At 41.1% G+C, this 21,876-nt stretch carries 19 protein-coding genes and 1 other annotated feature; of the genes, 14 read left to right on the top strand and 5 right to left on the bottom strand.

The features are described 5' to 3' along the window. Positions 1–41 precede the first annotated feature (41 nt). The 6 genes from MKY99_RS18360 to MKY99_RS18335 all read left to right on the top strand — a co-directional run bounded on the left by MKY99_RS18360 (position 42) and on the right by MKY99_RS18335 (position 4,759). Positions 42–452, top strand: coding sequence for an endonuclease V (locus MKY99_RS18360; RefSeq protein WP_339265587.1), 411 nt, complete (start codon positions 42–44; stop codon positions 450–452). 17 nt (positions 453–469) lie between these two features. Further along, complete coding sequence (locus tag MKY99_RS18355; protein WP_339265585.1) at positions 470–1,114, top strand: SMI1/KNR4 family protein; 645 nt, start codon at positions 470–472, stop codon at positions 1,112–1,114. Continuing rightward, a complete protein-coding gene (locus MKY99_RS18350) occupies positions 1,090–1,797 on the top strand; it encodes a hypothetical protein (protein ID WP_339265583.1) in 708 nt (235 codons plus the stop codon). Before MKY99_RS18355 ends, MKY99_RS18350 begins: the two co-directional genes overlap by 25 nt. A 732-nt stretch (positions 1,798–2,529) precedes the next feature. Beyond that, complete coding sequence (locus MKY99_RS18345) at positions 2,530–3,087, top strand: hypothetical protein (RefSeq protein ID WP_339242064.1); 558 nt, start codon at positions 2,530–2,532, stop codon at positions 3,085–3,087. A 413-nt stretch (positions 3,088–3,500) separates the two neighbouring features. After that, positions 3,501–4,028: a hypothetical protein gene (locus MKY99_RS18340; protein WP_339265582.1), complete on the top strand. Its 528-nt coding sequence runs from the start codon at positions 3,501–3,503 to the stop codon at positions 4,026–4,028. Between the two features lie 503 nt (positions 4,029–4,531). Beyond that, a complete protein-coding gene (locus MKY99_RS18335; RefSeq protein WP_339265580.1) occupies positions 4,532–4,759 on the top strand; it encodes a hypothetical protein in 228 nt (75 codons plus the stop codon). A 525-nt stretch (positions 4,760–5,284) separates the two neighbouring features. On the opposite strand, the gene dapA is transcribed toward MKY99_RS18335, so the two are convergent. After that, a complete protein-coding gene (gene dapA / locus MKY99_RS18330; RefSeq protein WP_076286276.1) occupies positions 5,285–6,181 on the bottom strand; it encodes a 4-hydroxy-tetrahydrodipicolinate synthase in 897 nt (298 codons plus the stop codon). Between the two features lie 121 nt (positions 6,182–6,302). Here dapA and MKY99_RS18325 point away from each other — a divergent pair, with 121 nt between their 5' ends. Continuing rightward, positions 6,303–7,178, top strand: a complete 876-nt coding sequence (locus tag MKY99_RS18325) for a LysR family transcriptional regulator (protein ID WP_339265577.1) — start codon at positions 6,303–6,305, stop codon at positions 7,176–7,178. Here MKY99_RS18325 and MKY99_RS18320 read toward each other — a convergent pair. Continuing rightward, positions 7,161–7,571, bottom strand: coding sequence for a VOC family protein (locus MKY99_RS18320; protein WP_042189367.1), 411 nt, complete (start codon positions 7,569–7,571; stop codon positions 7,161–7,163). The genes MKY99_RS18325 and MKY99_RS18320 overlap by 18 nt on opposite strands. 282 nt (positions 7,572–7,853) lie before the next feature. Here MKY99_RS18320 and htpG point away from each other — a divergent pair, with 282 nt between their 5' ends. After that, complete coding sequence (htpG, locus tag MKY99_RS18315; RefSeq protein ID WP_076286274.1) at positions 7,854–9,734, top strand: molecular chaperone HtpG; 1,881 nt, start codon at positions 7,854–7,856, stop codon at positions 9,732–9,734. A gap of 25 nt (positions 9,735–9,759) precedes the next feature. On the opposite strand, the gene MKY99_RS18310 is transcribed toward htpG, so the two are convergent. Then, a complete protein-coding gene (locus MKY99_RS18310; RefSeq protein ID WP_076286273.1) occupies positions 9,760–10,236 on the bottom strand; it encodes a DUF4362 domain-containing protein in 477 nt (158 codons plus the stop codon). A 128-nt stretch (positions 10,237–10,364) separates the two neighbouring features. Further along, positions 10,365–10,626 (top strand) — a binding site (T-box leader). Between the two features lie 44 nt (positions 10,627–10,670). Here MKY99_RS18310 and metG point away from each other — a divergent pair. Then, on the top strand, positions 10,671–12,317 hold the full coding sequence (gene metG, locus MKY99_RS18305) for a methionine--tRNA ligase (RefSeq protein ID WP_339265574.1): 1,647 nt from the start codon (positions 10,671–10,673) through the stop codon (positions 12,315–12,317). Positions 12,318–12,567: 250 nt separating this feature from the next. Here the strand turns inward: metG and MKY99_RS18300 are convergent, their stop codons facing one another. After that, positions 12,568–15,015 carry a glycoside hydrolase gene (locus MKY99_RS18300; protein ID WP_339265572.1) on the bottom strand — a complete coding sequence of 816 codons (2,448 nt, stop codon included), beginning with the start codon at positions 15,013–15,015 and terminating at the stop codon, positions 12,568–12,570. A 28-nt stretch (positions 15,016–15,043) separates the two neighbouring features. Continuing rightward, positions 15,044–17,167, bottom strand: coding sequence for a DUF5054 domain-containing protein (locus MKY99_RS18295; protein ID WP_339265570.1), 2,124 nt, complete (start codon positions 17,165–17,167; stop codon positions 15,044–15,046). A 155-nt stretch (positions 17,168–17,322) separates the two neighbouring features. Between MKY99_RS18295 and MKY99_RS18290 the strand changes: the two genes are divergently transcribed. From MKY99_RS18290 to MKY99_RS18270, 5 genes are all read left to right on the top strand, one after another. Further along, positions 17,323–18,207 (top strand): AraC family transcriptional regulator, encoded by an 885-nt coding sequence (locus tag MKY99_RS18290; RefSeq protein WP_339271708.1) that lies wholly within the window; start codon positions 17,323–17,325, stop codon positions 18,205–18,207. A gap of 90 nt (positions 18,208–18,297) precedes the next feature. Next, positions 18,298–18,972 (top strand): GntR family transcriptional regulator, encoded by a 675-nt coding sequence (locus MKY99_RS18285; RefSeq protein WP_339265568.1) that lies wholly within the window; start codon positions 18,298–18,300, stop codon positions 18,970–18,972. Between the two features lie 130 nt (positions 18,973–19,102). Continuing rightward, on the top strand, positions 19,103–20,179 hold the full coding sequence (locus MKY99_RS18280; RefSeq protein WP_339265566.1) for a mannonate dehydratase: 1,077 nt from the start codon (positions 19,103–19,105) through the stop codon (positions 20,177–20,179). 24 nt (positions 20,180–20,203) lie between these two features. Beyond that, on the top strand, positions 20,204–20,869 hold the full coding sequence (locus MKY99_RS18275) for an RraA family protein (RefSeq protein WP_339265564.1): 666 nt from the start codon (positions 20,204–20,206) through the stop codon (positions 20,867–20,869). A 1-nt stretch (position 20,870) separates the two neighbouring features. Beyond that, positions 20,871–21,866: a DUF4432 family protein gene (locus tag MKY99_RS18270; RefSeq protein WP_339265562.1), complete on the top strand. Its 996-nt coding sequence runs from the start codon at positions 20,871–20,873 to the stop codon at positions 21,864–21,866. The last annotated feature ends 10 nt before the right edge of the window (positions 21,867–21,876 follow it).

Below are 21,876 nucleotides of genomic sequence, written 5' to 3'. Positions count from 1 at the left end.
TTTTTCAATGTTGGGAAGATTCTAAACCACTCGAAGTCATCATGTCTTATACGGAAAACCCTCACAAATACGAAACGGGTTTTTTCTATAAACGAGAGCTCCCTTGCATACAGGAACTGTTGAAACTTACTGACATAAATCAAATACATACCATTGTTGTGGATGGCTATGTGTACTTAAACAATGAGAAAAAGCCCGGGCTCGGACATTATGTTTACACAAATTTTTCAGGGGAAATTCCAGTGATCGGTGTTGCAAAAAATGCCTTTCACGACAACGAAGCCTTTGTCAAAAAGCTTTACCGAGGCAACAGCTCCAAGCCTTTGTATATAACCTCTGTCGGCATGGAGCTAGCAGTCGCTGCCGAGCACATACAGAGTATGTACGGAGAATACCGATTTCCGCATCTGCTGAAATTGCTGGATAAGCAAACGAAGGAAGCCCGGCTATAATCAACAGGGGATTCAATATGTTGTTTTGGAAGAAAGAAACACAACTTGATCGAATAAAAAACAAACTCGAAAAGGCCATGCGCAAAGATACGGCTTTTTTGGTGTTTGGAGCATCTTCACATAAATACAAGGTTTATGAAGTGCTTACAGCAAAAGAGCTTGCGGACTGGCAAGCAAAGAATCAAGTCACACTTCCGGAGCCTTATGCCCAGTTTTTAACGAAAGTCGGAAATGGAGGTGCCGGGCCTTATTACGGGATTTATTCGATTGAAAAAGCAACTTCCTATACCGAAAGAAATGCATTCACTACAAAATGCGTTCTACACCCGAGAATGACAAAAGAAAAATGGAACCATCTGATCGAGCCACTGATCAGTGATGAAGACATCTCCGACCCGGAATACGACGCCGCCCGTGATAGGGTGATGGGCGGCATGTTGTGCATTGGCACACAAGGCTGTGAATACGATATGTATCTCGTACTTGAAGGGAAACACAGGGGAAAATCATTTAAACTGCAGTTTTTTATCCTGATCATCCCTTTTTCTTTGTCTATGAAGACAACTTTCTGGACTGGTATGAGCGCTGGCTGGACGAAATTATTCTGGATTATGATATCGCGTGGTTTGGCAGTAGAATGCCGGGCGATGAAAATGCGTTGATACAGGTTTATCAAAACGCCCCAAACGAAGAAATCAAATCAAAAGCGCTTGATGGAATGTTCAAGTTTAAGAAAATCTCGCAGCCAACCATTGATTTTTTAAGGAGCGTTGCTGAGCAAAGACAAAATGATCGCACCACAGCCATTCAGCTAATCTGCAAAACCTCTTTTGATGCGGGAAGAGACTATCTTCTGGAGCTGTTGTATTCTGAAAGAAATGAAGATTTTTTACAAGCTTTAATGATTCTGAATTGGTACGGTAAATCTTTTGATTTAGCGGAATTTATAAAAGTGATATTGCAAAGTCTTGACAGGGTTCACGATTCGGAAACGTTACGTCATGTGGGGTATGTTTTGGAATCTTCCGGCGCGATTACACTTCAGAACTTTGCGTCCTTTTTGTGCCACACCGACTCGAATATTCAATCTGCCGCAATCTATGCCACACGCAATTGCAATGACAAATCGGAAAGTTGGGAAATCATTGAACAGATGTTAGTGGGTGGCGATAAGGAGGTTGTGAAAAACACTATTTTATTTTGGGGCGTTATCCCTCATGAGAAGTTATTGCGTCATTATAAGGTTGCATGGCCGGAATATAAAAGCAATATTAATTTCAGAGAAAAATTTACAGGTTGTTTGAAAAAATTAAATTTGCCAGATGATTATTTTGACAAAGAATAATTACTCATTATTCATACAATGCGGATGCATGACCATAAATCAAACTTTATCCTATAAATATTAGTGGGTCTAATATCTACAAGACCAACAACCAATTAGTTTTAGGCAGGTCACGGTTTACACCGTGGCCTTATTTTTCTGTCGAATGACAAGAATATAAGCCGATTAATTACCGCGTAAATCGTGGTTTTATTGTTTTATCGGTACATATTCTTGTCAATGTACAATGTCAAGAATATGTACCGATTGCCAAAGAGCTATTAAGTTTTCTCACGAAGGCTCATTTATTAGTGAAATTTGTCAGCTTGATAAGTGACGATAGATAACGCTCTACAGGAATGCTAACGGGAAACGATAGTTCAACCATGACAAGGCTGCCAGCACGATTGGCAGCCTTGCTGCGCTAACGGGCAGGATAGCTCAGTAATTTCGCGAATACTCAACATACGGAATTATTCACGAAGTTCGCGAATAAGACGTTGTCTGAAACCCCTGATTATATAAACACAGAAACAAGAACGCTAGTTTGCATTTCTGTTTTAGGATAGAATGAAAGTACACTAACGGGTACGTTAGTGGAATAGCGGTTGCTTCGGCAGCCGTTTTTTATTTATTCAACTAACGGGCAGCAGAGCGTAAGCATTTCGACGAATACTTCATACATAAGAAAATTCACGAAGTTCGTAAATAAGGCGTTATATGAAACCGCGGTGCAAGGAAAGGATTGAAATCATGGATCCGATCAATGAAGAAATTATAGAATGGTTTCACTCAGTCTTGAGGAATAAACTTTCAACAAAGGAATTTGAACAGTGGCTTTATGACAAAGAAGAGATACTTGAAGAATCATTAGGTAAAGATGTCTATTTTAGATTGATTAATCTAAATTATAATTCTAAATATGTGATGGATGAATTAGAAGGGCAACTTACAAAAATTCTTAATTATAGGTCAGTTGAAGAGTTTAAGATCAGAGATCTATTAAATCGATTTGTTTATATTGAGGAGGAATTCATTAGTTCTTGTTCACACATTTACAGGGAGTATTGTAATGGATATTCCTTTTTTAGGATGATAGCCCTTAAATATATTGTATTTGATTACGATGATCAACTTGCAGACCCAGTTAAAAGGTCAGAGTTTTCCCGACAATATAAAGATGAATTGTTAAATGAAGGATTGAGATTGCTTAGTTTTTTTGATTCTAATGAAATAGAAATAATTAGTGAGAATGAGTACGTAGATAAGAGACATAAGGATCTGAAGATTGAAGAGCAATATTGGACGTAATTCAAGGCTTAAAAAAAGATGTTGTTATATTGCTTGAATCAATTGTTTTTTTTGCTATTGGCTTGTTACTTACTGTAAATGTAGCAAGTAAAATTTATGAGAGTTTTGGAATTGAATTCTTTACTCAACTCTCAGAAGCCCCCTTTTAATGCTAGATTGATGACTTTCAAACTTCCAACAACATTGTACCATATATTGGGATTTTTATGTTATCGTGTCGTTAAGCTAATGAGGAACTAGAGTTCAATAATGAGGGCTGCCGAGAGGTAGCCCTTTGTTCAACTAACGGGCAGATTAGTGGAGTAAAGATATGGTAAAATATATAACATACCCCCTTGATGGTTAAGGAGACTGACTTGGAATATTCTTAAGTCAATCGATAGCAAATTATACAAGGATAAGGTGTGCTGCGGATGACTGATTTTACAATGATTAAAAAGCTGTTTCATATTACGAAACGAAACGGGTTTAGTCATGACGAGATACAAACCATTAAAAATAATTTTGGTGAATTGCCCCAGGTGTTTATAGATTATTATTTGGAACTCGGTAAAGACGAGCGGCTGAACCATACGCAAGATAGTTTGATCAAGCCCGAGCAATTCCAATACTTCAAGCATAGCAAATATTTAATTTTTTATTGCGAGAATCAGCGTGCCTGTGTCTGGGGAATCCATAGGAACGATTTATCCAGGTCCAATCCCCCTGTCTATATGAGTTACGATGAAAAGGTATGGAAAATGGAATTTGAAACATTGACCGATTTTTTCAGGCGATGGCCTATTTGCAAACCGTATTCGCTCTTGAATACGGCTGTGTATCGTTCTATTCCATTGAACAAACCGACTTGGATTTTATTCGTGAAAATTTTAAAAACAAAGGTATTTCCTTTCGGCATTGGATTGGCATCGAATTTTATGGGAATTACGATGACAGCATAATAACAGTGATGAATAATGACGATAGTTTTGATTTGATTTATGCTTCAAGCGACAAAGAACATTTTGATAAAATGGATCGGGTTCTCTCAAAACTAGGAGTAGTACTTTGAAATTTTCTGTTTCAAGAAGTCAACAAAATAGGGACTTCAGAATGTCATCAATAAGTTAAATAGCTTGGAATAGCCTTACAGAAGAAGTGCGAAAAATAGAGTTAAATCCAGTGGGGCAAGCATCTGTTGTACTGTTTGGAATTGAGGATGAACGAAATGCTAATTGGATAAAAAAATAATTGTTCAAATCAGATAAAAGATGAATTTGCTGCAGTTACCTTAAAAACTAAAGACGATGAAAGGCTTGGTCCAATTATTATATATATTGATGTCCTGAGAAAATAAAGTTGTAGACTGAGAAAAAAGTATTAGACTAGCGGACGCTTCATTAAGCTAACGGGCAGGATTGCGGAACAAGGGCTTAAATGAAATCTGAATAGAGGAGGTAAAAAAGTGAAAAGACCTTTAGGAGTGACTTTAATTAGTTGTTTTTACATAATTGGTGCATTAGTATTAATTTTCACAGCAATATTCTTTAATGCAGATGCAGATGGATTTGGCATAGCCTATAGGTTTGGTTTACCAAACTTTCCAGAACAAATATTTAGGGTTATATTGGCTGTTGCTTCCCTTATCCTCATCTATGGTTATATGGGTTTAAAAAATGGGGATTTTGGTTAATGATTATTTACTCATTTGGATTCGGTTTAATAAGTTATAATCTATTATCATCGCATAATCAACAACCATTCATAGGGAATGTCAGTTGGTCAGTAATTGTATTGATTTATACGTTTTTTGTTAGAAAGTCCTTTTTCCTCACAAAAAAGGATGAATAATTCATTGAATATATTCAACTAACGGGGAACGTTAGTTCAATAACAGCGTCAGTCTAAAACTAATTTTTTAAAAACTGAGTAATCTCCAATTCAAAACCCCCGTTAAATCAACAACTCCAGTCTAATACTTTATTTTCACCGAACAAGAAGATTTAAGTGAGATGTTCGGCAGGAAAAACTATCCTGATTATCTAGCCATCGCATTTGGAAATATGGCAGGAGATGTCTCTGAAGGGCGTATTAGTGAACTTATGATGAAGAGGGGTAAGAATAGATAATATCAGAACATTAGTTACAGAGAATTTAAATTTACAAAAAAATAGCCGCTAAACAGTTCCTCACTGTATAACGGCTGTTATATTTTCTCTTATGCAGTCGCTTCAATTGCATTGTCCTGAACATAAGAACTAAGCTCTTGCTGAAGTGCTGTGCTGATGGAAGTCATTGGGAGGCGAAGCGTATCCGAATTGATTAGGCCATTCTGACTAAGCATCCATTTGATTGGAGCGGGGTTCGATTCCTTGAACAAGAGACGGATGATCGGCAGTAGTTGTTCAAAGTTTTCTTTTGCCAAGTCGAATTGACCCGATTTGAAGGCTTCGTATATACGGATACATTCTGCTGGATAAACGTTCGCAGTAGCAAGCATACCGCCAGCTGCCCCGGAGCTAAGCATTTCATAAAAGAGTGAATCGTCGCCGCCAAGCACAGGTTTGCTACCTGTACGAACTAGCTCAGTAACCATTTTGGTGCTACCTGAGCAGTCTTTTAATCCGACAACATTATTCATTTCTAGGATTGTGCGTGCAGTATCTAGAGTCATAGCAGTACCAGTACGACTTGGAATGTCATAAGCCATGATCGGAATACCTACTTCTGCTGCTTTGCGGAAATGGGCAATGATGCCCTCTTGCGATGGACGACTATAATAAGGGACGACTACTAGTGCGCAATCTGCACCAAGGTTAGCTGCGATCTCTGTGCGTGCTACCGTAGAAGCTGTGTCATTGGTTCCTGTACCGACTACTAAGGGGATAGATGTAGATTGTAAAAGCTCACGAGAAGTGTTTACTAGAAGCTGCATTTCATTTACGGTTACAGTTGGCGATTCACCGGTGGTTCCATTAACGACCAGACCTTGTATGCTGTTGTTAATAATGTTCTTTACATAACGCTGATACGAATCCAGATCGACTTCACCAGCAGCATTGAACGGGGTGACCACGGGGACATAAATTCCATAAATCTGTTGTTCTGTAAGCATAAATTATCGGCCTCCAAAATATTTTAATTCCTCTACATACACTTTACCATGGAATGTTGCATCGTCGTTAGCTATAATAAATGATGTGTATCATCAAAAATATTGATGTTAGGGTGAGGTTATGGATTTAACCTATTTACGAACATTCCGCGAGGTAGCTAAACGCCAGAGCTTTACACGGGCTGCTGAAGAGCTGGGTTACGCGCAGTCGAGCGTTACGATGCAAATACAGAAAATAGAGAAGGAATACGGAGTGCCATTAATAGAAAGGCATGGTCGACAGCTGCGACTTACCCCGCCTGGAGAAGAGTTGTTGAAGCTATTTGTGGAGATTTTGGATCTGTATGATCGTTCTAAAGAAACCATCGCCCAGCAAATTGGAGGTACGCTAACGATTGGAACGATTGATTCATTAGCTGCATTCTACTTGCCACCCTACCTACAGCAGTTGAGGACGAAATTTCCGAAACTTGATATCCATCTACAAACGATGCAGGAAGCTAACCTCTTGGCCAAAATAAAAGATGGGGAAGTAGACATCGGTTTGATGCTCGATCGTACCACTACGGATTCTTTACTTGATCGTACGATCATTAGAGATGAACCGCTCGTGTTGATAGCCCCCATTAACCATCCCCTTGCCCAGATGGATATAGTAACCTTACAGGATCTAAATAACTGCGAATTAATTGTTTCTGAAGAGAGCTGTATTTACCGGAGTCTGTTTGAGAATTTGTTAAAAGAGCACGGGATTATTTTCCGCATTGGTTTTGAGCTTTCGAATCTAGAAGCGATCAAACGTTGTGTTATGAATGGTTTAGGGATTGCATTATTACCTAAAATTGTTGCAGAGGAAGAAATTGAGCGGGGGAACTTGGCCGAGCTGCCCTTCGCACATCAAGAAATTCATTTTGATCTGCAGCTTTTGATGCATCCTAAGAAGTGGAAGTCTCAGCCATTGCAATTTCTAACGCAAATGTTACTTGCAAATCATTAGTTTATTCCCATCAGGGTCTTTCACCACAAACCATTGTTGATCTTGAATTTCGGTTACTATCTCTACACCGAGCTCCTTTATGTAGTTGAAAGAGGCTTGCAAATCATCGGTTATAAGCATAAGAGCAGGTGTTGTAATTGGAGGAGCCCCTTCAGGCTCTAAACCTCCCCACATGGGCATGGTGTCCAGAATGATCCCAGTGCTTCCTTGCATAGTTAACGGGCATAAATGACCGTTCATAATCGGATGATCTGCTTCCTGGAGTCCTAGGACTTGGCAATACCAGCTACGGGCTTTTTCAATATCGTGTACGGGGATAAATACACTGCCAATCAAATTCTTAATGGGACTTGTTGCTGAAGAATTTACAATGGACTGCGCGTGATTATTCATTCGAATTCCTCCTAGGTTTGATAATGATAACCCTTTATTTGGAATTTATGCTCTAGTCTATTTAAAACATAGAATCAGCCTACGCGCAAGTGGGTCATTAATGATCAATAAAATCTTAAATTTGTATGTAAAAGATAGCATTCTTTAAAGAAAGTCGCTGTAAATATTGACATTCAAAATCAGTTTATGTTATATAAAAAGAAGAATTAGCACTCATCTAATAAGAGTGCTAATCACGAAGTGTTGGACAAGATGTTATTTTGAAAGGAGATTTACTTATTCATGGCCAAAAAAGAGTTTAAAGCCGAATCGAAAAGATTGCTGGAAATGATGATTAACTCCATTTATACACAACGGGAAATTTTTCTGCGCGAGTTGATTTCTAATGCAAGTGATGCAATTGATAAGATCTATTACAAAGCATTAGCTGATGAAAGCCTGGTCTTCAATAAAGAAGATTATTATATTAAAGTGACTGCCGATAAGGCGAACAGAACTTTGACGATCTCCGATACAGGTATCGGGATGACACAAGAAGAGCTGGAGAATAACTTAGGAACAATCGCGAAGAGTGGATCTCTTGCATTTAAGAAAGAGAACGAAGCCAAGGATGGTCACAATATCATCGGACAGTTCGGTGTTGGCTTCTATGCTGCGTTTATGGTAGCAGATGACGTAATTGTGATCAGTAAGGCGCTTGGTAGCGACGAGGCCTTTAAATGGGAGTCTAAGGGCGCTGATGGCTATACTATCGAGCCTGTCGAGAAGGATTCTGTAGGTACTGAAGTGATTTTGAAGATTAAAGAGAATACTGAAGAAGATCAATACGATGAATACTTGGAAGAGTATCGCCTGAAATCCATCATTAAAAAATATTCTGACTTCATTCGTTTCCCAATTAAAATGGACGTGAAGGAGCAAAAGCCAAAAGAAGGCACAGAGAACGAGTTCGAGGAAGTTGTTCAAGAACAAACCGTGAACAGTATGGTGCCAATCTGGCGGAAGAACAAAAACGAGCTGACTACAGAAGATTACGATAACTTCTATGCAGAGAAACGTTACGGCTTCGATAAGCCGCTTAAACATATTCATATCAGTGCAGATGGTGCTGTAGTGTATAATGCGATCTTGTTTATCCCAGAGAATACACCATTTGATTATTACACAAAGGAATATGAAAAAGGTCTTGAGCTCTATTCCAATGGTGTATTGATCATGAACAAATGTGCGGATCTGCTGCCTGACTATTTTAGCTTTGTAAAAGGTATGGTAGATTCAGAGGATCTTTCGCTAAACATCTCCAGAGAAATGCTCCAGCATGACCGTCAGCTGACTCTGATCGCTAAGAACATTAAGAATAAAGTGAAGAGTCAACTGCAAAGCTTGCTGAAGGATGAAAGAGAGAAATATGAGCAGTTCTATAATGCTTTTGGCAGACAGCTTAAGTTTGGTGTGTATAACGATTATGGAATGCACAAAGATACACTTCAAGATTTGCTGATGTTCTACTCCTCCAAGGAGAAGAAGCTGGTAACACTGGACGAATATGTATCAAGAATGCCAGAAGATCAGAAGTACATCTACTATGCATCCGGAGAGTCGATCGACAGAATCGAAAAGCTCCCACAGACCGAGCTTGTATCGGATAAAGGGTATGAAATTCTCTACTTCACTGATGATATTGATGAATTTGCGATCAAGATGATCATGTCTTATAAAGAAAAAGAATTTAAATCCGTATCCAGTGGTGATCTGGGTATCGAAGCAGACGAAGCGGACAAGCCAACGGAAGCGGAAGAGAACGAAAACAAGGAGCTTTTTGAAGCGATGAAGGACATCTTGTCCGGCAAAGTGAAGAATGTTAAAGCTTCCAAACGTTTGAAGACTCATCCGGTATGCCTCTCTGCTGAAGGTGAACTGACAATCGAGATGGAAAAAATCCTGAAATCGATGCCGAATGGGCAAGAGGTTCAAGCGGATAAGGTACTCGAAATCAACATCCATCACGAAGTCTTCCAGTCTTTGAAAGCAGCAGCTGAGAACGATAAAGAGAAGCTCGGTTTATACACGAACCTGCTGTACAACCAAGCACTGTTGATCGAAGGTCTACAGGTTAGTGATCCTGTTCAATTCACCAATGATATTTGCAAAATCATGAAATAGATATTAGAAAAGCCATCCTATCGTATTACGATTGGGTGGCTTTTTTTGTGCGGAAAAGGTAGTAATCGATTTCAGAGTCATTATTTGTGCAACCGCTGATCGAATAGATTATTTCACCTTGTGTGTTTTTTTTACTCGTCACTTCGGAGCAGGTATCGGTTCTAACTCCTGTGTTACTTCCACCGAATGCATCATTAGAAGTATCGTAGCTATAACTAATTACATTGCCATCAAACTTCAAATCCTTAAATATGGGATCGCCCTCATCTGTGTAACTTGTAACTCGTATATTGTCTGCTTTTTTGCTGGAGAGATTAGTTATAAATTGCTCAAATTTATCGAGGTTGTACACTTTTTCAAAAGAAACAATATCCCCTCTACTGATGGCTTTTTCGGAAGTATAGGGTTCACTTTTTGGAACAGAATTAACCTTATTATCGGAACAACCCCATACCCCTGCTAGTAAAAGAACAGAGAGTATAAGCAAGTTTACTTTTTTCATTGAAGGACCTCCTCCTTGTAACTTATTTATATAAAAGACGAAAATTAATTGAAAAAGTTACAGTGAGCTTGATGTTTCACATTGACAATAAACAGAAAATTAAGTATCATTTCCAGTAACTTGAATATTTAAAGGCAAAGAAGAGAAAGAGTACCACGGCAATTCTTTCTACAGAGAGCTCCGGTCGCTGAAAAGGAGTAAAGAAAAACCTTGGGAATATGGTCTCAGAGCTGCGTATCGAAACCTTTTGGGTTGTAGGCTGCGCCGGAACCTGCATCCGTTATAGTGCTAGGGTATAAACGTTTATTAACGTCGTACCTGAAGAGGTAAATGTCATGAGGCATTTATAAAATTAGGTGGTAACACGTGAGTAGAACTCTCGTCCTTTGTGGATGGGAGTTTTTTTGTTGTCTAAAAAAAGGAGGAGAAGGTTAATGAGTAATGTGTTTATTGGTGGTGCTTGGCCGTATGCGAATGGATCTTTACATCTTGGAAGATTATCAAGTGTGTTGCCTGGGGATGTGCTGGCACGCTATTTTCGCAGCAAGGGGGATAACGTTTTATATGTGTCAGGCAGCGATTGTCATGGCACACCTGTAGCGGTTCAGGCTGCTAATGAAGGGATCACACCCGAAGCTTTTGCCAGTCGATACCACGAAGAGTTTCTGCAGTGTTTTGAACAGCTGGGATTTAGTTATGATCTTTATACTCGAACGGATCAACAGCAGCATCATAAGGTTGTGCAAGAGTTGTTTGCGAAGCTACTAGAGAATGGTCATTTATATAAAAAAACCATTGCGCAATGTTACTGTGAGGTGGATCAGCGCTTTTTGCCAGACAGATACGTGGAAGGGACTTGTCCAGTATGTGGCCAGCGGGCGCGTGGAGATCAATGCGATTATTGTTCTACGATTCTAGACCCTGCCGATTTATTGGACAGAGTCTGTAAATTATGTGGGAATACACCGTCAGAACGACCGACAGAACATTTTTATCTTAGCTTATCTAAATTTCAATCTGAATTAACGGAATATGTAGAGGAAGCACAATTTTGGAGAGAAAACGCTATAAAACTGACCAAACGTTATTTAAAAGAAGAACTGCAGGACCGCGCGGTAACAAGAGACTTATCTTGGGGTGTAGATGTTCCTTTAGCTGGATTTGAAGACAAGAAGATTTATGTTTGGATTGAGGCGGTAAGTGGTTATTTATCAGCCAGTAAGCAGTGGGCTGCACAGTCTGGGCGGAGCTGGGAGGATTTTTGGTCAGAGGAACAAGAGGACATCACCGCTTATTATGTCCATGGTAAAGATAATATTCCTTTTCACACCCTGATATGGCCAGCCGTCTTATTAGGAGCAAGAGAACTACATTTACCGGATCGGATTATATCCAGCGAATATTTAACCCTTGAAGGGCAGAAGTTCTCCACTAGCCGTAATTGGGCAGTCTGGGTACCTGATATTCTAGAGCGGTATCATCCTGACTCTATTCGTTATTTCTTAATTGCCAACGGGCCTGAGAAGCGGGATACGGATTTTTCCTGGAGAGAGTTTATTTATAGTCATAATGGTGAGCTGCTTGGAGCATTTGGTAACTTTGTGAATCGCTCATTGGCTTTTGTAGAGAAGTTTTATGAAGGGATCGTGCCAAGTGGAAAGTTAGATAAGGGGTGGAGCGACAACATTGACCTCTTGTATCTGGAGTCAGGACGCCTAATTGAAGCGGGAGATTTGAAGGATGCGCTCGAGTATATTTTCTTTTATGTACGTAAGGCAAATCAGTATTTTGATCGGCAAAAACCTTGGATTCAGGTAAAAGAAGATCAGGAGTCCTGTGGTTCTACAATATATACATGCGTGCAGATTATAGCTAATTTGGCGAATTTGCTGCATCCGTTTCTACCGTTTTCTTGTGAGAAGATCAGGGGATTCCTATCGCTTGAACTACCGAATTGGAAGCCCCGCTCGGTTCCCCCTTATCAACAGGTAACTGATTTGCAATTGTTGTTTGAACGAATTGATATAAGTCAAATTAAAGAAGAAGAGCAAAGATTAGAACAACAAAAAGTCAATAAATAGGAATGGTTAAGACAAGCTCCGGGCAGGATCTTTAACCCTTTAAAAACATCCCTGCTGATTAACCAATAAATTACATCACAGCATAGCAAAAAGGACGCCTTTTTTTGTGGAATCATATGTACCATCAAATGACTCTGTAACAGAAAGAGGCGACCTCATGTGAAAGTCTAAAATGCTTCCAAATCTTATTCAATCCGTACTTCTCGAGGAAGACTTTGTGATTCGTCTAACTGATAATATGATTATTCTCTTACTTACTTGTTCTCCATGCAAGGATACCCGCGTTCATACTCTTACAAGCCTCTAATGCTACTTCTGACGTATTAAGCTCATCCCCCCAAGCGATGTAGTAACGGAATTCATAGAATCCACCTAGTGTCGCCTTAAAGTTCGTTTCCCAATAATTATTCATGGGCCATGAATAGAGATGGGCTGGATCATGCGCGAGTCCAGGGTGTCCGCTCAATAGTCGATCCTCATAGTCTAAGGAGCCGAGTTGGATGAGAGGTGTATCTGGCATCGCAATGGCAACACCACGTGTGTCACGGACAAAAGCTACACCTTCATCGACACAATAGAAATCTGCTAAGGATCCAGGCAATTGATCAATTCGTGGACGTAAGGCTGCGCCTGTCTTTTCTATCCACAGCGCATCTTGCCCAGCAGCGGGAGCACTCCCAAACGGAAGTGAAATGTACACATTTTCTGGATCCCATACACTTTCCTTATGCATGCGTACAGCTACATCAGCACGTGCGCGATCACCGTATACGGTGACGAGTAAGGAATAGTGACTGCAACCATTCACGCGATATGTCAATTGAACTTTTCCATAAAGGGCACCCTTTTCAATGATATTGACATCAACTAATGCTCCGACAGAGGTTATCGCATCAGCGCCTCTACGATTTCGTCCCATCTTACGACGTACATCATACATGCCAAATTCATTAGGTGCTTGTGTTACGTTGTAGACAGGGGAGAATGCATTGTGTTTCCGATCAGACCGTAGTAAATTTTGTTGACTGCTTTTGTCGAACCACTTCGTAATCCCTGCCCCAAGTTCCCATTCGATCCGAACGAAAGGTGACTCGATAAATTTAGGCGTCACATGTAGCTTCGGTGGAACCGGAGGAATAATATCCAGCATGCGATCGGATCCAACATAATCGGTTCGATATGCTGTTACGGGCGGATGCGCTTCGATTGCCTTGATCGTCAATTGGACCTTTTGATTCGGCTGCAAGGTTACTGGAATGGTAATGATGACCCCGCGGTGTGCCGTCACCATTTGTGCTTCATAGACAGTTCCAGTCACTTCATCGAGTACTTCAAAACCATTTTTCAGCTCTGTAATGTACCAGCCCTCCATAATTAATTGGGCATAATCGGTTTGGACAAAGTTATTTGGGTTATGCAACTCAAATTTCATAGGGCGATCTGGTCCTAATAGTGCATCTCCTTGTGCCTCAAGGATATCGTATAATGCGGTATGGGCAAGTGCACTCGCATTTGCGGCATAAGCTTCTTTACGACAGCCCAGCTCTTGTACGAATGGGTTCCAAGGTTCTGTCACAGAGGAATGGTATCCCCATGTATGTTCAGCAAATAAAGCCAACTCGTATTCAATCGCCTCAAGCCGCTCTTGGTCAACAATCTCACGGGTAGGATCTAATTGCTTCACTTTCGTGTACACGCGTTGCGCCTCTCGGAAGATCTGAACATGCATCGGAGTAGTAGCTGAGCCATCTGTCCACCAATCCGGCCAATCTCCTCGAAAGGTCTCGATCTCATCCGGATGCTCGTTCGCATATGCTCTTAAATCTGTAAAGAAATCATCCAGTGTCGCTGGTTGAATCAAGATCCGATCACCATGCAACGCATTCCAATGGTTTACAAAATCCATTAATGCGGCATTCGGTGAGCCATTATCTGTAGGGAGCCCAGATACCATGACAGGTACTAACGGGAAGGTATAGCCATCTTCAACTAATTGCTCTAAATATCGATCAAACCGCGCTTCAGCGACTTCCAAGGACACGCCTTTTCGCACGTCATGCTCATCACGAATCGTATAGGAACCTCCTATACCAGGAATCAAGCCGAGGTCATTTCCGAACATATAATGCTCGCCACTCCACGTTAGAATTCGATCACCTTTTGGTGTTTCCCACCAGAATGGAATTTGTTTCTTCCATAATGGAAACATAGAGTGATGTGTATGAATACAGGTTATTAAATTCTCGATACCAGCATCGGCCAAGACTTGACTATATCCCCAACCAAAGCCAGTGATGTCTGCAGTCATAGCAGAACGTACCGGGAATTGAATCGATTGACCATAGTCAGTAATCCGTTGAATCATGACGGAGAGCATCTCTTGATTTAATTGCTCGCCGAAATTGAGATAGGTTCCAGATAGACCGATATAGCCTTTTTGTACCGCTTGCGCGAATTCTTCTTTTTCTGTTGGTGTCGCTTTTAAGAGGAAGGATTCAACAGGCCAGAACGTTTCGCATACCCATTTGTAGCCCTTCCAATCCAGGCGAGCACCGCTTTCGATGTCACGTACAATTTGTAACGCTTGCCGAATGTAATTGACATGATACTGCCGGATTTTCTCTTGACGTTCTGTATAGCCAACATCCGTATGGGAATGTTGAATGACGTAAATTTTCCATGGTTTGTGGGTGTTCATTGTAAAGCTCCTCTTAGGTATTTTATGATTAAAGATGAGATTGGAATTTCAGCTTGAAGCGGAATAACGCATCTTCTTCGTACCAAGCCTGGAAATTTGTACCCCAGACATTGTTGTGTAAATTGACATGCATTCCTCCAGTAAGTGAAGCGAATGTATGATCAAATTGCACAAGCCGTGGTTCTCCAGGAGATACGAGCGCGGCATCTAATGTCGTGATATCCACTTGACCGTCCGCTGCCGCATAATACATGCCCTGATCTACCGCATGCAGATTGCGATTTCCCCCTTTAACAACGTCTAGTGGGGAAGTAAGTTGTCCGATTTTATCAAGCTTCCATTGATTTGGATTATTGACGATCGGATTGAAGCTCATCCATGCTGCTTCTGGGAGGCGATATGCATCCTTATGGAACCATTGAAGCTTACATTCTACGGTAGCAGTGTGCTTCTTAAATATATATTCGATGGTCAACTCTCGTGGAGCACCCATTCCTTCACTAGCTGCTCTAGGCATCTTTAACGTAGCAAGGACAACATCCTGTTCTTCTCCACATAATGCTTGCAAGGATAATAGTTTGGGTTTCGTCACGGTATGGATTATCCATTCTTTCGTCAGATCCATACCTGGTTTCCCGAAATCTCCGGTTGCCCATACATGCGTATTTTTCCATCGCACGTGATATTCACGGTACCAACGATCATAATCCGCTTGGGAGAAAGTCTCATATGAGAATAATCCGATCGGGTTGTTCGGCCCAGCCCACTCTCGATTACGTTGGTCTAGCAAACTGATAATAGAACCGTTATCCTCAAACACGACCTCAAAGTCTCCTAAAGTATAGGATTGATCCGTGTACAGGATTGTCGCATCCGCATTAGCAATCTGTGGACGAACCGGTCGTAATGCGGCTAGAGCAGCTCGTGCTTCGATCTGACGTTTTACGCCCAGAGTAGATACGGCATTTTCTAAATATTCCCGTTGCTCTTGCCAAGACTGCTCCATGAGACTAAATGAGCGGGCACTAAGCTTCTCCACGGCTTCCACGCCGAACATCTCGATCATTTCAGCGCGTGAATTTTTTTCGTAAAAACGATATTCAAGTGGGTTTAAGTTCACATCAACCTTGTCTCGAGCTCGTGCTTGCTGAAAATCTTCCTTATCATAATGAATGTAATCTGCCAGATAACGCTTAATATCTACACCCCACGTATGCTCAGGAATCATAATTAATTCATCGCAGAAGTTGTGATATTCCTCGTCGGCTGCAGCAAGAGATCCTTCTAGTAGCCATTTACTCTTTAAGCGAAGTAGTTCACGATAACAAGCTAATTTGTAGGGATCAGTCGAAGATCCATGGATCCAGCTATCCCCAATCTCTTCTTCGACGATCGGTAACGTATCACGAATGGCCCATACCTTCTCCGCATATTGATCCAACGTGGATGCTCTGATATCCGCATGTGGATAGGCCTCACGAAGTTGAGTGAATTCCGCTTTAATTTGTTCAACGGTGGAAGGACCATGATTATCATGCGTATGAGCAAAGTATAAAACATCATTCAAGCCTTCTGTTTCGAAGGTTGTTCCATAATCTTTACTATATTGAACGACGATTTCAGAACCATCTGGATTTCTCCACAAAAACATCTCAGGAACATGAGGAACATGGCTTGATGGGTTTACACCTAAATGAAGATACTTCATACCCGCCTTGGCCATATGTGTAATCAGCGCACGTGTATGACCAGGGACATCCGTCATTTTGGCTGCAATGGTGTGGATACCAAAGCGTTGGTCAAGACGTGTGGCCATTTGAATACCGTAATCTAGAAGCTCGGCATCGTATAATTCGGTATAGGTCGTGAAAGGGAGGCCATGCCATCTTAAATAGCCTTTTGCAATAGCTTCCTCTACTTGCTGTTTCTCCTCGGTTGTTCCATGTTTGAGTAAGTGATGAATTAACCAAGAACCGGTTGTCCAAATAAAAGAACCTTGATCAGGATGTTCATCAAAGTACTGTGCTGTTGTGATCGCACTTGGGAAAAATAGTTTCATATAACGATCAGTAACATGTTTAGCGAGATCGGTATATCCGATATCTAAATGTGTCTTGAATACAACATGGATCTGTGGTGTGCTGTGTGGCACGTTTATCACTCCTTATTCGTGTTTACGCTTTCAGTTTAAACCAATTTATATCATTTGACTTTTCAATTTGTATCTAATAGGATCAGAAACATAAATGAGCAAATATACGATTCGGAGTAAGCTAATGTGATCAGAAGAGAGGCAGCGTGTATACGATGACAGACGCTATAAAGAGTGAACGCTGGGTATATTTAATCGATTGGGAAGAGGGTCCTGCAGCCCATGTTAAAGATCTGATTCTTCTGGGATACGACCATTTCAGTAGAGCCATGCCTTTGACAAATCACGTGCACGAAGATGCTTATGAGTTTGTATATATGGAGCAAGGAACCGCAGTGTGGGAAGTTAATGGTCAATTTCACCCAACGAGCGCACAGCATATCATTTATACACGACCTGGTGAACGTCACCGTGCTAGTTTTGATTATATTGGGCCATGTAGGATCTGGTGGATCATCGTTCGTGATCCGCTGCAGCATGGTCATTGGTTCGGACTGGATGATGCTGAACGCCAAGTATTTGCACAATGGATACATCGCTGTCCTCGTATTCAGTTGGTTAGCAAGGAAATCGTAGATTATTTCAAAAGGGTCCAACAGTTAATTAACCAGCAGGATACAGAGCTTGTGGAATTTCAGATTCGTCATGGAGTTCTGGAAATTCTACAACGCATTTTGCATAACACTCCACTCAAAGCGCAGTCGCATGATATGCACGCGTATACGCTGGAGCTTAAGACAAGACTGGAACAGAATCCATCTGAACGCTATACGATAGGACAGCTTGCGTCGGAGATTGGTTTAAGTGAGTCGCACTTTTACCGTATATTTCGTGAAATGAACGGACAATCACCAACAGTGTTTATGGATCGGATTCGAATGGACTGTGCTTGTCGTATGTTAGAGGAATCGAAGGTGAGCATAACGGATGTTGCTATGGAGCTTGGGTTTAAGACGAGCCAACATTTCGCGACGGTCTTCAAGAAATTAATTGGTGTAACGCCGAAGGCATGGCGCACACATTCGAAAGTCTGCAATTAAGTATTGAATTTCTGTAAGATGCATCTTATAATGAACTTAAATCTAATATCTGATATTTCAGTTTGAACTTGAATCAATTGGAGTTGTCCTATGAATGTAAAAATTGAACGACTAGATTTAAATGAGCAAGTGTACCAAATTTTGAAGAATCAAATCCTTACGCGGGAATATAAAGGTGGTGCACGACTGGATCTCAATGATTTAAGTGAGAAGATGGGGGTTAGTAAAACTCCTGTGAAGCTTGCGATCCATCGATTGGCGAATGATGGACTTATTGAAGTCGTATCACGGTCAGGTACCTATGTGAGTCAATTAACGAGTGGGCGAATCGCTGAAGTGATGGATGCTCGCATCATGATTGAGAAATGGTGCATAGAACACCTATCGCAGGAAGATCGTGAGCATCTTGTTACGAAATTAACAGAGTTTGTGGAGCGTGCAAGTACCCATCTGAATAGTCCCCAATTTTTGTATGAACAATTTCTAGAAGCAGATGTTCTGTTTCATAAAGCTATTGTGACGATGAGCCATAATCAGTTAATTCTAAAACAATATGAGCTCTTAAATAGCTTTCTGTATATTTCACGTATATTTCATTTCCAGAACTTCGATCGATCTAATGAAGGTTTGCTAGAGCACGAGCAGATTATTGAGGAAATAAAGCAAGATCGCCTGGAACAAGCGACTCATTTACTCGTGTCGCACTTGGAGAAGAGTAAGAAACACATGATGTTTCTAATAGAAGAAAATGGTGGGGCTATCTAAACTGACTGGTATTTCCTGCACAAACGCTACTCGCTCTTAAAAGGACGACGTAGTCGTTTATGCTTGTTTATACTGATATTTCAGATTTTAGATTGGATGATCTAACCAAGCATGTAAAGGAGCAAAAGAAATGCGATTAGGTATTGGTTTATATCGTCATATGTTACATACAGATTATTATCGATTTGCGAAACAGGCAGGCTGTGAGGCGGTTGTTGTCCATCTCGTAAATTATTATGGAGATATTGATGATGAGGGACTTCCTTCAACAGATGGGCAACGAAATTATGGTGTAGCACGCTTAAATGACCCAATCTGGGAATATGAGAATCTTGTGAAATTAAAAGAAGAGCTCAATCAAGAAGGACTTGAATTCGCAGCGATTGAAAATTTTAATCCATCGGATTGGTATGATGTGTTACTTGCTGGCCCAAAACGAGACGAACAAATTGAACAGATTAAGCAGATCATCCGGAATGTAGGTCGAGCAGGGATTCCTGTAATTGGATATAACTTCAGTATTGCTGGTGTGTGGGGACATATTCAAAAGCCATCTGCACGAGGAGGAGCGCTAACATCGACGTTTCATCCTGACAGCAATGAGTTAAATCATCCAATCCCACTGGGTCAGGTATGGAATATGACGTATGACGCGAGTTTGTTAGATAAGGGATATCTCCCACCAACCTCGGAGCAAGAAATATGGGATCGTTTGGCCTATTTTCTAGAACGTGTTCTACCTGTTGCGGAAGAAGCTGGGGTTAAATTAGCATTACATCCAGATGATCCGCCGATGCCGCAAATTCGTCAGCATGCTCGATTAGTGAATGAGCCTGATAAATATCAGAAAATGATAGACCTTGTTCCTAGCCAAAGTAATTCGATTGAGTTCTGTATGGGCTCTATGCAAGAAATGGTGAGTGGAGATGTGTATGAAGCAATTGATCAATATGCTTCACAGGATAAAATTTCATATGTTCATTTTCGTAATGTTAAAGGGAAGGTGCCTCATTACACAGAGGTTTTTATCGATGAAGGTGATATTGATATGTTGAAAGCATTACGTGTATTGAAGAAGCATCAGTTTACAGGTGTACTTATACCCGACCATACGCCACTAATGACTTGTGATGCGCCTTGGCATGCGGGGATGGCGTATGCGTTAGGTTATATGCGTGCCATTATGCGTCAAGTTGAACAAGAATAAGAGCATAAATATTATAGTAAAGGGATGAATCTTATGAAAAATCAAGCCTATTTAGATCAATTGCAAGAAAAACTATATTCTGCCGTCATATCTGATATTTTGGATAGTCTAGAGCTACGTAATCAGGCATTACCACAGCATATTCGTCCCCTAGACCCGGATATGGTCGTATGCGGTTACGCCAAAACAGTCCAAGTAGCAGACGTCTATCGAAAACCGGCTCAAGCCTATAAAAAGCAAATTGAAGTGCTAGATGGTATGCAGCCTGGTGAAGTTTTTGTTGGTGATGTCGGGGGTTCCGAGCGCTCTGCCTTCTTCGGTGAGTTAATGTCCGCAGCTACGATGGTGGCTGGAGGTAGAGGTGCTGTTATTGATGGCCTGTGCCGTGATGTAAAGAAAATCAAACAACTAGGCTTCCCTGTGTTTGTAAAAGGGACGCGTCCAACCGATTCTTATGCCCGCAATGAGGTGATTGATTTTGATGTACCGATCAAAATTGGTGACGTACAGATACAGCCAGGTGATCTTATTTTCGGAGATATAGATGGTATTGTTGTCGTTCCGAAGGATGTCGAGGATGAAGTCATTGCAAAAGCATTCGAGAAGGTGAACGGAGAGAATATGGTTCGTGAGCATATTTTGAAGGGGATGAAAGTATCCGAGGTATTTGAGAAGTTCGGGATCCTGTAATATGGACATTCGAATGATTTCAAACCCTGGTCACATGGACGTGTTACAGGTCGTGGGAGACGGATTAATCGTAGAGTTTCTGCCAGAGAAAGGTGGAGATATCTATAAAATATGTATTGATCGTACGAATATATTATGGGAAAGCCCTTGGGGAATCTCCAAGCAAGGGAATCGCATCGATTTCTGTCATACGTCCAAGGAGCGCTGGTTACAAAGCTACCCGGGGGGCTGGCAAATTTTATTCCCCAATGCAGGGGATGATAGCTATAACTATGGAGTTATGCATAATTTTCACGGAGAGGCTTGTCAGGTACCCTGGACATATAAGCTCGGAGAAGTAATGGATACAAAGGTTCAGATTATATTCTCCACACTACTTTATAAATCACCTTTTGCGATGGAGCGAATTGTAACGATAGACGAAGTAGAGCAGTGCATTGAGTTGAAGGAATCCGTTACGAATCAGGGGCAGCAAGCTTTGTATGCCGAATGGGGACAGCATATCGCGTTCGGTGCGCCATTCATTGGACCTGGAACACGGCTTGAAGCACCTGCGAGATCGGTCGAATCGTATGAGCGGGATTCGGAATTATCTCGTTTGAAAAAAGGTGTATTTTCATGGCCGATCGAAGAGATGGGTTGTGATCTAGGACATGTCCCTTCAGGAAAGGCTACAGATTTTGCGATTCTAAAAGAGTTGACGATGGGATGCTATACGATTATAAATGATAAAATGGATTTACGTGTTCGTGTAGAATGGGATGTAGACACGATGCCAAACCTGTGGTTGTGGCAAGAATTTAATGGTCTTCAAGACTATCCATTCTACGGGGCCTGTTATGTCATGGGTGTAGAACCAAATTCGGCTTCACATGAAGCGGGGTTACAGGAATCGATCCAACGTGGTGAAGCCATTGTGATCAAGGCGCAGCAGACAAAGTCATTTGCATTGAAATTATCATGGAGTAGCTCGATGAATGGAAGTCATACGACGTAGTGTAAGGAGA

The sequence above is a fragment of the Paenibacillus sp. FSL R5-0470 genome (assembly GCF_037975205.1).
Lineage (GTDB): Bacteria > Bacillota > Bacilli > Paenibacillales > Paenibacillaceae > Paenibacillus_AQ.
Note: the sequence above shows the minus strand (reverse complement) of the source record. Positions and strands in the feature narration are given on the sequence as shown.